The following is a 14,620-nucleotide window of genomic DNA, read 5'->3' on the forward strand; positions in this document are numbered from 1 at the left end:
CTGAGCCCCCTGCCACGCTCGCGATGGGCGCTCGTCGTGGACGTGTCGCCGCCGTCCGCCCTGGCGATGTGACAGCCATGTTTCGGCGCAGAGGGGAACACCACGAGTCGATTTGTGCAATCGACCGCAGCGTCTCTGGAGATCGAGCGCTGTCGCCCCTTTACCCCGCCCCTCGGTGCAATCTAGAGTCGGGGCACCGTGGAGAGCGCGCCATCGAGGGGGGTTGTGCTGGGGCGTTACGCCATTGGACCGCGGATGGCGCGCGGCGGGATGGGCGAGGTGTTTCGCGCGGTCGCGCTCGGGCCGGACGGCGAGGAGGTCCCGGTCGCCATCAAGCGAATCGTCCCGATGCACGCCGGCAGCGACGATCTCAGGCAGCTCTTCATCGCCGAGGCGAGCATGATGACCCGCCTCAAGCACCCCAACATCGATGAGGTGCTCGACTTCGGCGTCGACGATGCGGGCGACTTCTACCTCGTGCTCGAGCTCGTGTCCGGGACGGATCTCGGGCGACTCTGCAAGGGGCTCTGGGCGCGCGGGGAGTCCGTCCCGGTGCCGATCGCGCTCTTCGTCGCCGCCCAGGTGCTCGAGGGGCTGGGCTACGCGCACGAGCGCTCGGCCGCCGAGGGGCGGCTGATGGTGCACCGCGACGTGAGCCCTGGAAACGTGCTCATCTCGCTGAGCGGCGTCGTGAAGATCGCGGACTTCGGCGTGGCGATCGCCACGCGGGGCGACGTGGGGGACACCGCCAGGCGCGACCTGGTCGGGAAACCGAGCTACATGCCGCCCGAGCAGTTCGACGGCGAGCGCGTCGACGCGCGCGCCGACGTGTTCGCCCTGGGGGTGGTCCTGTTCCAGATGCTCACCGGGACGCGGCCCTTCCCCGGGAGCAGCGCCGCCTCACGGATGGCGGCGGCGCGCGAGGGGCAGATGTTGCGGGCGAGCGAGCTGCGCCCCGAGGTGAGCCCCGCGCTGGAGGCGATCCTCGCGCGCGCGCTCGCGCCGCGCCGGGACGACCGCTTCCCCGACGCGCGCGCGATGCTGGAGGCGATCGAGGCGCTGCGCGAGGCAGGCCACGAGATCGGCACGCCGGAGGACCTCGGGGCGCTCGTGAGCGCCGCGCTGAAGGAGTCGCCGGAGTCGCGTCCGCCGGGCCCCCACACGCCCGAGCTCCCCGAGGACGAGGACGACCTGGAGGGGGGCGAGCTGACGCGCGCCGACGCGGACAGCCCCTTCACCCTGCGCGCGACGCGACGCCCCGGCCCGGCGTCGCAGGTGCTCGGTGGTGAGGCCGAGGCGCTCGATGCGCTCGATGCGCTCGATGGCATCGACGCGGCGCTCCCGGCGCCGTCGAGCGCCCCGGTGAGCGGCGGGTTCCACGCCGTGGCGCCGGCGTCCGGCGAGGAGAGCTCGCTCGAGCCGCTCCAGGCGTCGAGCCTGAGGGGGGCGGTCTCCTTGACGCCGAGGCCGCGCGACGAGGCGCGGCCGCCGTCCTCGGCGCCGGGCGCGGTCCTGCCGCCGGCCGGGACGACGCGGCAGCGCCTGCTCGCGGCGGCGATCGCCTGCGCAGCGCTGGCGGGGATCGCGGTCGCCAGCGTGCGCGTCGGCCGCGGCGGACCGAGCGCAGCCTCCCCCGCGGCCGTGCAGCGCGCCGTTCGGGCAGTGCAGCCGCAGATCACCGCCGCCGTGCACGCCGCTCTGTTGCCCCTGCGAAGAGCTCCTTCTCCCGCGAGCCCCGCCGAGGGCGCTGCGCCGGCCGCGGGCTCTACCGCAGGTGCCGCGCCGGCCGCGGGCACTGCCCCCGCCACCGCGCCGGCCGCGGCCCCCCCGTGAGCCGCATCGCTTGCGGCGCTCGGTCCGCTCGGTTAGCAGCGCGGCATGCGACGCCCTCACGTTCTCCTCGCCCTCGCCCTGACCGCGCTCGCCGGGTGTAGCGCCTCGCCGCCCGCAGCCCCGCCGCCTCCGACGGCCGCGCCGCCGGCTCAGCCCGACGCGCCGCCCGCTGCGGCGGCCCCCGCCCCGGGCGACGCGGTCGCCCCGGCGCCGCTATCGGTCACCTCGGTCGAGGTGCCTGCTGCCCTGCGCGCCGTCGTCGACGCCGCCGATCGCGCGGACGCCGACCGGGCGCTCGACGCCGGCCGTAAGCCTGCGGAGACGCTCGCATTCTTCGGCATTCAGCCGGGGATGAAGGTCGCGGAGCTCGCGGCGGGGGGCGGCTACTCGGCCGAGCTCCTGGCGCGGGCGGTCGGGCCGGGAGGGGTCGTCTATGCGCAGAACAACCGCTTCGTCCTCGAGCGCTTCGCCGAGAAGCCGTGGAGCGAGCGGCTCAAGAAGCCCGTGATGAAGTCGGTGGTCCGGGTCGATCGCGAGCTCGACGACCCGTTGCCGCCCGAGGCGCGGGATCTCGACGCCGTGTTCCTCGTGCTCTTCTACCACGACACGGTGTGGATGGAGGCGGACCGGGCCGCGATGAACCGCGCGGTCTTCCGCGCGCTCAAGCCCGGCGGCGTGTTCGCGATCGTCGATCATGCCGGGCGCGCCGGGACGGGCGTCACCGAGGTGAAGACGCTCCACCGCATCGAGGAGAAGATCGTGCGCGAGGAGATCGAGCGGGCCGGCTTCCGGCTCGCGGCCGAGGCGACCTTCCTCCGGAGCCCCGCGGACACGCGCGACTGGAACGCCTCGCCGATGGTGGCGGGCGACAAGCGGGGCACGAGCGACCGCTTCGTCCTGAAGTTCGTCAAGCCCGGGGGCTGAGCCGCCGCCGCGGCCTGGGCTCATCGCGGGCAGCGGGGGGGCGGCGGCGCATGCCATCCGCCATCGGACCCGCCCATCGGCGCCTGAGCGGCGCTCACCCGTCGTCGGAGCGAACGCAGCGCACGAGCCGCCGATCGCGGACCGTGTGGTCCTGCGATGCGCCGTTCGTGAAGTTGACGAGGACGGCCTTCTCCGCGCTGCCGATGGCGGGCGTCGACGACCAGAAGACGTCGGACGGCGTCCCCGGGAAGGCCGCCAGGTCGATCGCCGGCCCGGACCGTCGATCATCGACGATCGAGAGCAGCTCCTTCGCGCTCGGCAGCCGCCAGTCGCTCTTCGCGGCGAGGCCGAGGTCCTGGCAGTGCGCGAGCGCGTCGCTCCAGATGAACCGGGTCTGGGAGGCGTGGCGCTGCCAGACGAGCCCCGTCGAGCGATCGAGCACCCAGTCCTCGCCGGGCGAGAGATCGGCCGGCGCGATCCCCTTCACACCTCCGACGCACAGCGCCCGCGCGGCGGCCGTGTCGTCCTTCGGGAAGAAGCCGAGGGACGCATCGCTGGCCAGCACACCCCAGGCGAACGAGCTGTCCGCGGCGACGTCGGTCGCGGACCAGTAGAAGCTGTCCTGGGTGGACGTGAAGAAGATATCGGGAAACGCCGTGGCATGGCCGAAATCCAGGATGGAGACGAGCTCGAGCCGCGTCGGCAGGCGCCAGTCCGAGAGGCCGCCGATGCCCTGGGCGCTGAGCGCCGCGCAGTGCTCCTGCGCGCCGACCAGCGTGAACATCCCGTTCTCCGCCACCTTTTCCCAGGTGAGCCCGGTCACCGAGTCTTCCACCGCGCCGTCGGCTTCTGTGTAGGAGGGGACGGCGATCTCGTAGTTCCCGTCCTGTCCGAAGAAGGGCGCCGAGGGCCCTGGGCACGCCTCGAGCACGGTGGTCCCGTTCGAGCAGCGCGTGGTCGGCGAGTCCGGCCATGTCACCGGCACGGGCGGCGGCCCTCCGCCGCCGGTCCCTCCCCCGGCGCCCCCGCCGCCGATCGGCTCGCCGCCGCCGCCGCCGATCGGTTCGCTGCCGCCACCGCCGATCGGTTCGCCGCCGCCGCTGCTGCCGAACTGAAAGGGCTCTCCGATGCATCCGGCGAGCGTGACGGACTCCACGAGCAGCGCGGCCAACAGCCAGGTGAAGCGAAGGGCGTGAGAGGTCTCGTTCGGCATGGGCAAGCGGCGGCGCCAGGAGAGGATCCGGGCCAGCAGCCTATCATTCACCGGGGCGCGGGGGTCGACTTCCTCGCAGGCGCCTCGCGCTGCAGGCTCGCATCACCGCCGCCCGCCGCCCGCCCGCCGCTTCGTTCCCCCCCGCGCGTGGTTGCCCGCGCCCGCGCCCGCGTCGGCGGCGTTCGCGCCGCCCGCGCGGGCCGGTCAGTCCAATGAGAGGCGAAGCGAGCATGATGGAAGAACGACGCGCGGCGGAGAGTGGGGTTGATCCCGTGCACCTCGGTGCCTCTCCGCCGCGTCGACCTCTTCTACGCAGGTTGCGTCTGGCGCCCTCTCCGCCTTTGCGGGCCGAGGGTCCGCCGCGTCACGGCGTCGTGTAGTCGACCTTCACCGCGTACGTGCTCTCCGCGTACCCCTGCACGAGGAGGAAGGCCTCCGACTGCCCTTCCGGGACCGTCAGCTCGCACGTCTCGTCCGCGCCGTCGAGGTAAGGCCGGCAGTCGAAGGCGCTCAGGGTGGGCTGCTCGCCGAACCGCACGTAGAGATCGGGATCCCCGGTGCCGCTCATCACGGCCCGGAAGGTCGTGCCCGGGACCACCGAGATTGGCCCGTGGGACGCCGTCTCGCGCCGCGAGACGCTGCCGTCGAAGCTCGTCGACGTCTCGGTGCCGCCGCCTCCGGGCTCGCCTCCGGGCGCCTTCGGCGCGGAGTAGCGCACCTCGATGTCGTAGGTCGAGGCCGTGAAGCCGTGCACCTTGACGAAGGCCCTCGTCTGGCCCTGGGGCACATCGAGCGTGCAGGTCTCGTTGGCGTCGCTGAGGTAGGGCCGGCAATCGAACGCTCTCGCCGTCGGCGCATCACCGAACTTCACGAAGAGATCGGGGTCTCCGGTCCCGGTCATGACGACGGTGAGGGTCGTCCCGGCCACGACCTCGAACCCCTCGGCGGGCCCGACCGCATCGAAGGCTCCCCGGGCGACGCGGCCGCTGAAGTTCTCGGTGGTCGGCTCCCCGGCCGGCGGCTCCCCGGTCGGCGGCTCTCCGGTCGGCGGCTCTCCGCCGCCTCCATCACCTCCGCCGTCACCGCCGTCTCCGCTCGACGTGCCATAGAGCGACTGGACGCCCGCGACGTCCTTCTCCGTGAGGACGAGCGTGCTGTCGCCTGTGCCGTTGCACTGGGGATAGTGCATGACGGACGCGCCGTCGTACTCGGTGAGGGAACGCCAGTTGTCGTCCTCGAAGCAGGTGCCCGACTCAGGACGGGTGTGCTCGTGACGGAAGCCAAGGGTGTGGCCGAGCTCGTGGCGGAGAATGCCGGTGATCGTGGGCCGCGTGCTGTCGAAAGCGGTCCTGTCGATCAGCACGTTCCGCGAGTACCTCGACTGGCCGGGGAAGAAGGCGCGCGCCAGGTACTGGCCGCCGGCGCTGACGGGGTTCACGTCGAACAGGACCTCGCTGGTGCTCGAGGTGCAGCGCGAGTCGGCAGATTCGACATGGATGAAGTCGACGTCCGCGACGTCCTCCCATGCCTTGACGGCATCCGCCATCGCCGTCACGACCTCCTCGTACTTGTCCCCGAATCTCGTGCTCACGCAGTACGAGAGGTTGTGCCGCTGCTCCGCCGTCCAGATGACGTCTTCCCCGCCTTCCTGGTTGACGATCAGCGCACCACCGCGCACATGCGCCTCCCAGAACTCGCGCAGATGCTTGATATCTACGACCGGCGTGTCCCCGTTAACAATGTAGATGCCGGTGTCAGGCTCCCGGAACACCGTCCGCTCGAATCGCTCAAATCCCAGCTGATTCGTGCCAACTTCCTCGGTGTCGGCGCCGCCGACGTCTGCCGAGCAACCGACCGCGGCAGCGGTCAAACCAGCGATCACCAGAACGAGCTTACGGGCGATCACATTGCTCTCGTGCGTCTTTGCAGGATGCATTTGGAGCTCCTTTCGGGGGAGGCGAATCACGCTGTCCACGCGAACTCGATGAGACCCAAATGCCTTAACCTGATTTGACCCTCAGTCGGATAGCCAAATCTGACCGCCGTTCATAAAAAGGGTTCAGGATTGTAAAAAATTTCGAAGAGAGCGGACACGGTTCCCTTGGTACGAGAAAATTCCTGTAACACGCGAAGCGAACAGATCACGTCGGACAGATACACTGGAAAACAACACATCTTGAGATCGGGCGACGCGTACTTGCACCAGGACAAGCATCGGGATCCTCCTGCCTCCGTTGCGCCGATGAAAGGCGCGGAACGCACGCATGCAACGCGACGGCTGCAACGCGGCGAGCGCGGGCGCAGCTGCGAGCGCCGCGGCAGCCGACAGCGCGCGGGCACCTCCGCGGGCGCCGAGCGCGGCGCGATCCTTCAGGGCAGCGTCGGGACGGCGCGCAGCGCTCGTCGCGCGGGACGACGGCGGGCGCTCACCCGCGCGCCGACAGGATCCGGCTGAAGGCCTCGCCGACGGCGCGCGCGAGCTCGACCATCCGGCGCGAGCCGCTCGAGGTGTCGAGGATCCGATCGGCGACCAGGATCATCGCGGGCCGGCCGACGACCTGCACGGCGACGGCGGCGACGTCGAGGCTCGGGTTGACCATGACGTCGAGCAGCGGCGCGTGGGTGGGGGTGCCGGGGATCGGGCCGACGTAGAGGTGGGTCGCCACGGCCGTGGCGAGCACGCTCGGCTGATCCATCGGGAGGGAGAGCTTGCGCAGCGCCTCCTGGTCGCCGAACTCCGCGTTGCACGCGAACCCACGAAAGACCCCGCGGTGCGCGGCGAAGATGGCGACACGCCCGGCGAACAGCCGCAGCCCCCGGAGCGCGAGCCGGATGACGTCGTCGCGCGTGCGCGCGAGGTACAGCGCGTCGATGACGTCGCTCAGATCGACGAAGGGCTGCGGCGGCGGATCGTCGTCGAGAGGATCGCCGAGCTCCGGCTCGGGCGCGGGGGGCAGCGCCGGGAGCCGCCCGGAGCGCCTGCTCGACGGCGGCGCGGCGCTCTCCGGGCGAGCCCTGCCGCTTCCAGGCGACGGGGCCTCCGCATCGACGGAGCGGCGGCGCGAGCGCGGCGCGAGGCCGGAGGGCGCGTCGAGCGGCAGCCGGCCGAGGCGCCGCGTCGAGGGGGCCGGCTCCCGCCCGGCGCTGTCCGGCGCGCGGTCGGGGCCGGGCGAGGCCTGGGGCAGGATCGAGGCGAGCAGCTTGAAGGGCGGCGAGATCTCCACGGGCGGCGGCGGAAAGGAGACGGCCGGCGGCTCGACCGCCGGCGCGCGCAGGGCCGCCTGACGCCCGGTCGCCCTCCCGCCGGCGCCGCGTTCGGCGTCCGCTGAGCGGCGAGCGCTCGAGGGAGAGCCGCGCGCGCCGGGGGCCGCCTTGGCTTGGCGGAGCGGCAGGATCGCGTCCTCGTGCGCCGCCGGCGTGTCCGCGCGCTGAGCGTGACCGTTGTGCGCCGCTCCGCGGTGGCCATGCTTGCCGCTCGGCGCATCGACCAGGCTCGCCTCGTCGAACGACGGGACCGAGGAGCGACGGATCAGCGGGATGGGCACCTCGGACGACGGCGGCGGCGGGATGGTCGACTGGGGCGCGCCGTGCGGAAACGCCGGGGTCGCGCGCCGCGCGCGGGCGGGGACCTGCTCCCGCTCGTCGAGATCGAGGGCGCGGATGGCCTCCTCGATCGCCGTGATCGGCGCGCGAAAGATGCGCACCGGCGCGCCGAGGTGGAAGCTGAACTCGTCGGCGATGTGGCGATCGAGCGGATCGGCCGCCGCGACGTCGATGGTGCCGACGCCGGGATCGATGCGGATCGGGACGGCGCCGAGGCGGCGGCACATGGCGCGCGGCAAGCGCGCGACGAGATCGCGGGCGCCGACGACCTGCCGGAGCGCGAGGCCGCCGTTGCGATCGAGCTCCTCCTCCAGGGCGCGCTCGCTGAGGGCGGCGCGGTCGATGAGGGCGCGAGGGAACGGGATGCCCCGCAGGACCGCCACGAAGAGGGCGGCTTCGACCTCAGCCTTGGAGACGGCGCCGGCGGCGATGAGGAGGCGGCCCAGGTCTAGCGACACTCGCTGCACAATACCAGAAAGGACGCTGCCAGCGTGCAGCGCCCCGCATCCGGTCACGACGGACGCTGCTCCTTCTTGACGGGCGGCGAGCGGCCAGCGGGCCCGCTCCCTCACCACCCCAGGCGGCGGGGTGGCGCGCGCTGGGCGAGGGAGAGAGCCAGGCGAGCTCATGGGCTCGCACCGAGCGCTGGCTCACGTCCTGGCGCCGAGCGCTTCCGCGGCGGAGCCGTGTGGCCGATAGGACAACAGGCCTGGGGAGGACCGAGAGACCCGGAGTCCTCAGCGGGAGAACTGAAAGACCACCTCGCTCTGCCGCACGAGACCCAGGTTGTCGCGCGCGATCCTCTCCACGGCGGTCGGGTCGTCGCGCAGGCGCGCCACCTTGCCGCGGAGCGCCTCGATTTGCCGCCCGAGCTCGGCATTCTCCTCCTCGACGTCGGCGAGCTCTCTCTCGAGCTCCCGCAGGCGGGGCAGCCCCTGCGGCGAGAAGATCATGATCGGTGCGCCCACGACGGCGACGATGAGCACCGCGATGGGGAGGGTCCGCTCCAGGAACTGGGCTATTCGACGCACAGACATCCGCTCGCACGTCCTCCGCGCTCCTGTCAACTTTCCTCCAGGGTTCCTGCAACTCCGCGTTACCTGTCACCCGGCCTCCCGGCGGGGCAGGCGCGGTGAGCAGGGCCCCGCACGCCACGTCGATCGACGTCGATTGCGCCCACGTCGAGCGCCGCCGTCGCGCCGCGCGCGGCCGGATCCCCCTGCAAAACAGGCGTTCGTCGGATGTCGCATGGAGCCCCAAGCTTCGCTAGCATGACCCACGTCCCCCGCCGTCCGGCAGGTCCGCTGCGCGCGCAACGCCGGCACGAGGGCTCGGCCCGAGGAGTCCCATGTCGATTGATATCGTCCGAGGCGAGCTCGAGCGCCTCTTTTCGCTCGATGAACTGATGGCCCTGTCGTCCGACCTCCTCGGCTTCAGCCCGGCCGAGATCGGGGGCAGCGCCTCCAAGGCCTCCTTCGCGCGCGCCCTCACGGATCATTGCGTCGAGCGCGACGCCATCGATGCGTTGATCGATGCCGTCATCGCCTCACGCGCAGAGGTCGACGCGCGCGTCCGCGCCCTCGGCGTCCATGGGCTCGGCCTGCCCGAGGAGATCGGGCCCGGCGAGGCGTTCGGCGAGTACATCGTCACGAGAAAAATCGGCGAGGGCCCCCGGGGCCTTGTCTACGCGGCGACCCGGGGGACCGAGCCGCGGACGCTCAAGGTGTTCCGGCGCGAGGCGACCCGGGACAGCCGGGCGGTGCGCAGGTACCTCACCCACGTCCGCCTGGCCGCGCAGGTGCACCACGAGAACCTGGCGAGCGGCATCGACGCGGGGATCGTGGGCGGCCGGGCGTTCGTGGCGTACACGCACGTCGACGGGCTGCCGCTCTCGGCGCGCCTCGCGCGCTCGGGGCCGCTCCACATCAACGAGGCGAAGCCGCTGCTCCGGGGGATCCTCGGCGGGCTCGCCGCGCTCCACGAGCAGCGCCTCGTCCACGGCGCGCTCAAGCTCGAGAACGTCGTCGTGGCCCGCGGCGAGGACGGGGAGCCGCTCCCGATCCTCATCGACGTCGGCGGCGATCGGCTCGGCGCCGGGTGGTCCAGCCCGGAGCTCGTCGAGGCGGCCAGCCCCGAGCAGCTGCGCGGCGAGAGCGTCGGCCCCGCGAGCGATCTCTACGCCTTCGGCGCGCTGCTCTTCGAGCTCCTCACGGGCAAGCCCGTGTTCTCGGGCGCCGCCGCGGTCGACATCGCCGTCGCCCACCTCATCGAGCCGCCGCCGCCGCCGAGCGCGGTCGCGCCGCGCGGCTGGGTGGGCAAGGACATCGACGAGCTCTCGGGGCGCCTGCTCGCGAAAGCGCAGGACGCCCGGCCGAGGGGGACGCGCGCGGTGCTCGACGCGATCGAGCCGCTGGGCAAGCCGCAGCAGCAGGAGGCGGCGCTCGAGGGCGCGCAGCTGAACGACCTCATCGATCGGCTCGTCGCGAGCCCCACGGACACGGAGCTCGCGCTCGCCGTCGAGGCGGCCGTCGATCGGGGAGCGGACCCGGGGCGCGTGGCCGAGGCGCTCGTGATGGCCTCGGAGCAGATCGACGCGGGCTCGGCGCCAGGCCAGAGCGACGACCAGGCCGTCGCGGCGAAGAAGCTCCTGCACTTCCGGGCGGCCAGGATCTACGAGAAGGGGCGGCTGCACGACAAGGCGGAGGCGGTCTACCTGCGCCTCCTCGAGCTCGCCCCGGGCGACGACATCGCCTTCAGCGCGCTCGAGGAGCTCCGCAAGGCGCTGGGCAAGCACGAGGAGCTCGTGGAGATGCTCCTCCAGCGGAGCGAGCGCGCCGAGACCGCCGGCGAGCGCGCCCGGGCGCTCAACGAGATCGGGCACCTCTACGTGCGGGAGCTCGACGACAAGGACCAGGGGGTGTTCGCCTTCGCCCAGGCGCTCGCCCAGGATCCGGAGCAGGACGCGTACGCCGTCGACCTGGAGCGCGCGGCCGGCAACGACATGAAGGTCTGGTCCGAGGCGCTCCAGATCCTGAGCCAGGCGAGCACCGACGAGGCGATGCCGGCCGAGGCGAAGCTCGCGCTCTTCAACCGGCTCGGGCCCTGGTATGCGGAGAAGATCGCGCGGGCGGACCTCGGGATCCCGTGCTTCCAGTTCGTGCTCGGGCTCGACCCCGCGAACGAGGAGGCGCTGGAGGGGCTCTCGCAGGTCTACCGCCGCGCCCAGCAGTGGCAGGAGCTCGTCCAGGTGCTGCTCTCGCGGGCCGATCGCGCCGCGACCCCGGGGGAGGCGCGCGACCTCCGCGCCGCGGCGGCCGAGCTCCTCGAGACGAAGCTGAGCGACGCGGGCCGCGCGCGCGACCTCTATGAGCAGATCTTCACCGAGGACCCCGGGCACACGAGGACGTGCGAGGCGCTGCTCAGGATCTACCGGCGCGCCGAGGATCACGCGGGCTACGCCAAGATCCTCGAGCGGCGCGCGGAGGCGCTGCGGGGCGAGGAGCGCGTCGACACGATGTGCAAGCTCGCCGAGCTCTACGAGGACCGGCTCGGCGACCTGGGCGAGGCGACGCGCCGCTACGAGGCGGCGCTCGAGCTCGATCCGGCCAGCCTGACCGCCCTGCGCGGGCTCGATCGCATCCACAGCCGCGCCGGCAGCTACGCGGCGCTCCTCCAGAACCTGGCGCGACAGATCGACGTCAGCGCGACGCCGCGCCAGAAGATCAACCTCTACGAGCGGATCGCCGGCATCCACGACGAGGAGTTCCTCGATCACGCGAAGGCGGCCGAGGCCCTCGAGGCGATCCTCAGGATCGACGGCGCGCACGAGGGCTCGCTCGCCGCGCTCGGGCGGCACTACCGCGCCCTCGAGCGCTGGGAGGACGTGGTGTCGCTCTACGAGCGGCAGCTCGGCATCGTGCCCGACGACAAGCGCCGGGAGGAGCTGCTGCTCGCGATGGGGCGCGTGCTCCTCGATCAGGTCGGCTCGCCCGAGCGCGCGCGCAAGGCCTATGAGCGGGTGCTCGCGATCGATCCCCACCACGCCGGGGCCCTGGAGTCGCTCGCACACGTGCGGGCCGCGACGGGCGACGCCGCGGCGGCGCTGAGCGCGATCGAGTCGCTCGCGGCGACGGCGAAGACCGCGGAGAGCAGGGCCGATCTCTGGATCCGCGCGGCGAAGCTGCTCGAGGAGAAGGGCGATCGGGACGGGGCGATCGAGCGCTACAAGATGGCCCTCGAAGCGCAGCCGCAGAACGCGGGCGCGTCCTCGGCGCTGCGCGCGGCCTACCTCGCCCGGGGCGACGCGACGAGCGCCGTCGAGCTCATCGCGCGCGAGGCCGAGGTCGCGGAGGGCAACCTCGCCAAGGGCCGCCTGTACGGCGAGATGGCGCTGCTCCTCCGCGAGCGCCTCAAGGACGACGGGCGCGCCGCGGAGGCGGCGACGAGGGCGGTCAACCTCGATCCGACGGGCGTGCTCGGGCTCATGATCTCGGGCGATCTCGCGTTCGAGGCGGGCCGCTTCCTCGAGGCGGCGCGGCACTACGAGCTCCTGGCGAGCCGGGTCGACGTCCTGCCGAAGGAGCAGGGGCTCAAGCTGCTGCTCCGCTATGTCGACGCGCTCGGCAAGAGCGGCTCGAGCGGCAAGGCGATCGGCACCGTGAAGGCGCTGCTCGCGCTCGCGCCGGACGATCCGGCGGCGCTCTCGCGGGCCGCCAGGGTCAACCTCGACGCGGGCAGGGAGAAGGAGGCCGCGGAGCTCTACGGCCGCCTCGTGGACCGGTTCGGCGCCGGCCTGCCGGAGCGCGATCGGGCGGAGGCGCTCCTCGGGCTCGGCGAGGCGAGGCTCGCGGCCGGCGACCCGGACGGCGCGGTGGCCGCGCTGAACGGCGCCGCCGATCTCCTCCCGGAGTCCCCTGCCCCGCTCACCCTGCTCTCCAGGGTCTTCGAGGCCAAGGGGGACTGGGAGGAGGTCGTGCGCGTCAAGCACCGGCGGCTCGACGTGGTGACCGGCGAGGAGCGGAGCGCGCTCCTGCTCGAGATCGGCGACCTGCTCGCGGCGCACCTCCACGACCGGGCGCGCGCCGCGAAGAGCTACGTGGCGGCGCTGGACGAGCGCCCGGACGACCGGAAGATCCTCACCAAGCTGATGCAGCTCTACAGCGAGGAGAAGGACTGGTCGAAGCTCGTCGACATCGTCCTCAAGCTCGCCGCCAAGATCGACGACAGCCGGCAGAAGGCGAAGTACCTGCACACGGCGGCGATCGTGAGCGCGCGGCAGCTCGGCGATCTCGACCGGGCCGCCACGTTCTACGACGAGGTGCTGGCGCTCGACCCGTCCCTCACCCGGGCGCTCGCGGAGGCGATCGACCTCCGCGGCGAGAAGGGTGATCACGAGGAGGTGGAGCGCCTGCTCAAGGTCGAGCTCGACAGGGCGACCGAGGAGAACGACACGGCGAAGATGCTCGAGACGTTCGACCGGCTGGGCGCCGTCTACAAGGACAAGCTCGGCTGGATCGGCGAGGCGATCGACGCCTACGAGGCGGCGCAGACGCTCGATCCGGACAGCGAGGCGCGGAACGAGCTCCTCGTGAACCTCTACGCGAGCAACCCGGCGGAGTACCTGGACAAGGCGGTGGCCGCGCAGGCCCCGATCCTGCGGCGCAACCCGTACAAGCCGGACGCGTACCGGCTGCTCCGGAAGATGTACACCGAGGCGAAGCGCGCCGACGCGGCCTTCTGTCTGTGCCAGGTGCTCTGCTGCCTCAGCGCCGCCGAGCCGGACGAGGAGCGCTTCTTCCGGCGCCTGCGCCCCGACACGGCCGCGGCGGCGCAGCAGCCGCTCGACGACCACGCGTGGGCGACCGCGCTCGTCCACCCCGACGCGGATCCGCTCCTGACCGCGGTCTTCGGCGTCATCGAGCCGGCCGTGCTCAGGAAGAACGGGCAGCCGCTGGAGGAGCTCGGTTACCAGCTCGCCTACCAGCTCGATCTCTCGCGCCACCCCTACCCGATGTCGCAGACGCTCTACTACGCGGCGGGTGTGCTGGGCCTCGCGCCGCCGCTCACGTTCCAGGATCCGAACGACGGCGGCGGCGTCTCGTTCCTCCACGCGCACGTCCCGGCGATCGTGCTCGGCGCCGCGGCGCTCCAGATGGACCTGCCCACGCAGGCCGCCGCGTTCATCGCGGCCCGCCACCTCACCTACTACCGCCCGGGCATGTACCTCCGGCACCTGGTGCCGACGGGCACCGGCCTGCGCGCCTGGCTGTTCGCGGCGATCAAGCTCATCTCGCCCACGTTCCCGATCACGAAGGAGCTGGAGGGGCCGGTGATGGACGACCTGGCGGTCCTCGAGCCCATCCTCGTCGGGCCTGCGCGCGATCAGCTCGCGAGCGCCGTGACGAAGCTGCTCCAGGCCGGCGCCATCGACCTGAAGCGCTGGGTGTCCGGCGTCGACCTGACGGCCGACCGCGCGGGCTTCCTCCTCGCCAACGACCTCGAGCTGGCGCAGGAGATGATCAAGGCGACCGACGAGGCGAGCGCCGCCCTCCCCCACAAGGAGAGGCTCAAGGAGCTCACGCTCTTCGCGGCCAGCGAGGAATACTTCGCCATCCGGCAGCGGCTCGGCATCAACATCGACAGCTGAGGGCCGGCCCCTCGGTCGCGGAGCGCTCGCGCCCGGCCTCGAGCTACGCCTGGCAGGACCGCGGGCGCAATCTGGCAGGGCCGGTCAACTGGATCATTGACGATCCAGCTGAGGGATGTCGCTTCCTGCCCACTTCCGCACCGGACTGGTTGACGGATAAATCCCCAAATTGCTAGGCTGCTGGCCGGCATTAGGCCTTGTCGATCGTATGTTAGCTCGCCGCAGCGTGGCAGCGGGCAGCCTGAGCGATTGTGTGAAAGCACGCCCATGGCGGCAAAGAAGACCCGAAAAACTTCGAAAAAAGACCGGAAGAGAGCGACCAAGGCCAGCGCGGCAAGCTCGAGGCGAGCAGCCTCGACAGCGCGGACGCGGAAGGCAAAGCCTGCCGCCCGCTCAGCCGC

7 protein-coding genes are annotated in these 14,620 nt (G+C 72.2%); 3 read left to right on the forward strand and 4 right to left on the reverse strand.

Annotation, left to right across the window (positions count from 1 at the left end):
- The first annotated feature begins 255 nt into the window (after nucleotides 1-255).
- On the forward strand, nucleotides 256-1,833 hold the full coding sequence (locus WME97_RS21445; protein ID WP_437554453.1) for a protein kinase domain-containing protein: 1,578 nt from the start codon (nucleotides 256-258) through the stop codon (nucleotides 1,831-1,833).
- Between the two features lie 45 nt (nucleotides 1,834-1,878).
- Nucleotides 1,879-2,757, forward strand: a complete 879-nt coding sequence (locus WME97_RS21450; RefSeq protein WP_437554455.1) for a class I SAM-dependent methyltransferase — start codon at nucleotides 1,879-1,881, stop codon at nucleotides 2,755-2,757.
- Between the two features lie 94 nt (nucleotides 2,758-2,851).
- Here the strand turns inward: WME97_RS21450 and WME97_RS21455 are convergent, their stop codons facing one another.
- The 4 genes from WME97_RS21455 to WME97_RS21470 form a co-directional block, all read right to left on the reverse strand.
- A complete protein-coding gene (locus WME97_RS21455) occupies nucleotides 2,852-4,021 on the reverse strand; it encodes a DUF1566 domain-containing protein (RefSeq protein WP_437554457.1) in 1,170 nt (389 codons plus the stop codon).
- 313 nt (nucleotides 4,022-4,334) lie between these two features.
- Nucleotides 4,335-5,906, reverse strand: a complete 1,572-nt coding sequence (locus WME97_RS21460; RefSeq protein WP_437554459.1) for a pre-peptidase C-terminal domain-containing protein — start codon at nucleotides 5,904-5,906, stop codon at nucleotides 4,335-4,337.
- A 490-nt stretch (nucleotides 5,907-6,396) separates the two neighbouring features.
- Complete coding sequence (locus WME97_RS21465; protein ID WP_437554461.1) at nucleotides 6,397-8,031, reverse strand: hypothetical protein; 1,635 nt, start codon at nucleotides 8,029-8,031, stop codon at nucleotides 6,397-6,399.
- A gap of 279 nt (nucleotides 8,032-8,310) precedes the next feature.
- Nucleotides 8,311-8,610, reverse strand: coding sequence for an FtsB family cell division protein (locus tag WME97_RS21470; RefSeq protein WP_437300928.1), 300 nt, complete (start codon nucleotides 8,608-8,610; stop codon nucleotides 8,311-8,313).
- Between the two features lie 311 nt (nucleotides 8,611-8,921).
- On the opposite strand from WME97_RS21470, the gene WME97_RS21475 reads away from it, so the two are divergent.
- A complete protein-coding gene (locus WME97_RS21475) occupies nucleotides 8,922-14,219 on the forward strand; it encodes a protein kinase domain-containing protein (protein WP_437554463.1) in 5,298 nt (1,765 codons plus the stop codon).
- The last annotated feature ends 401 nt before the right edge of the window (nucleotides 14,220-14,620 follow it).

Source organism: Sorangium sp. So ce367 (genome assembly GCF_051520455.1).
GTDB classification, from domain to species: Bacteria; Myxococcota_A; Polyangia; order Polyangiales; family Polyangiaceae; genus Sorangium; species Sorangium cellulosum_B.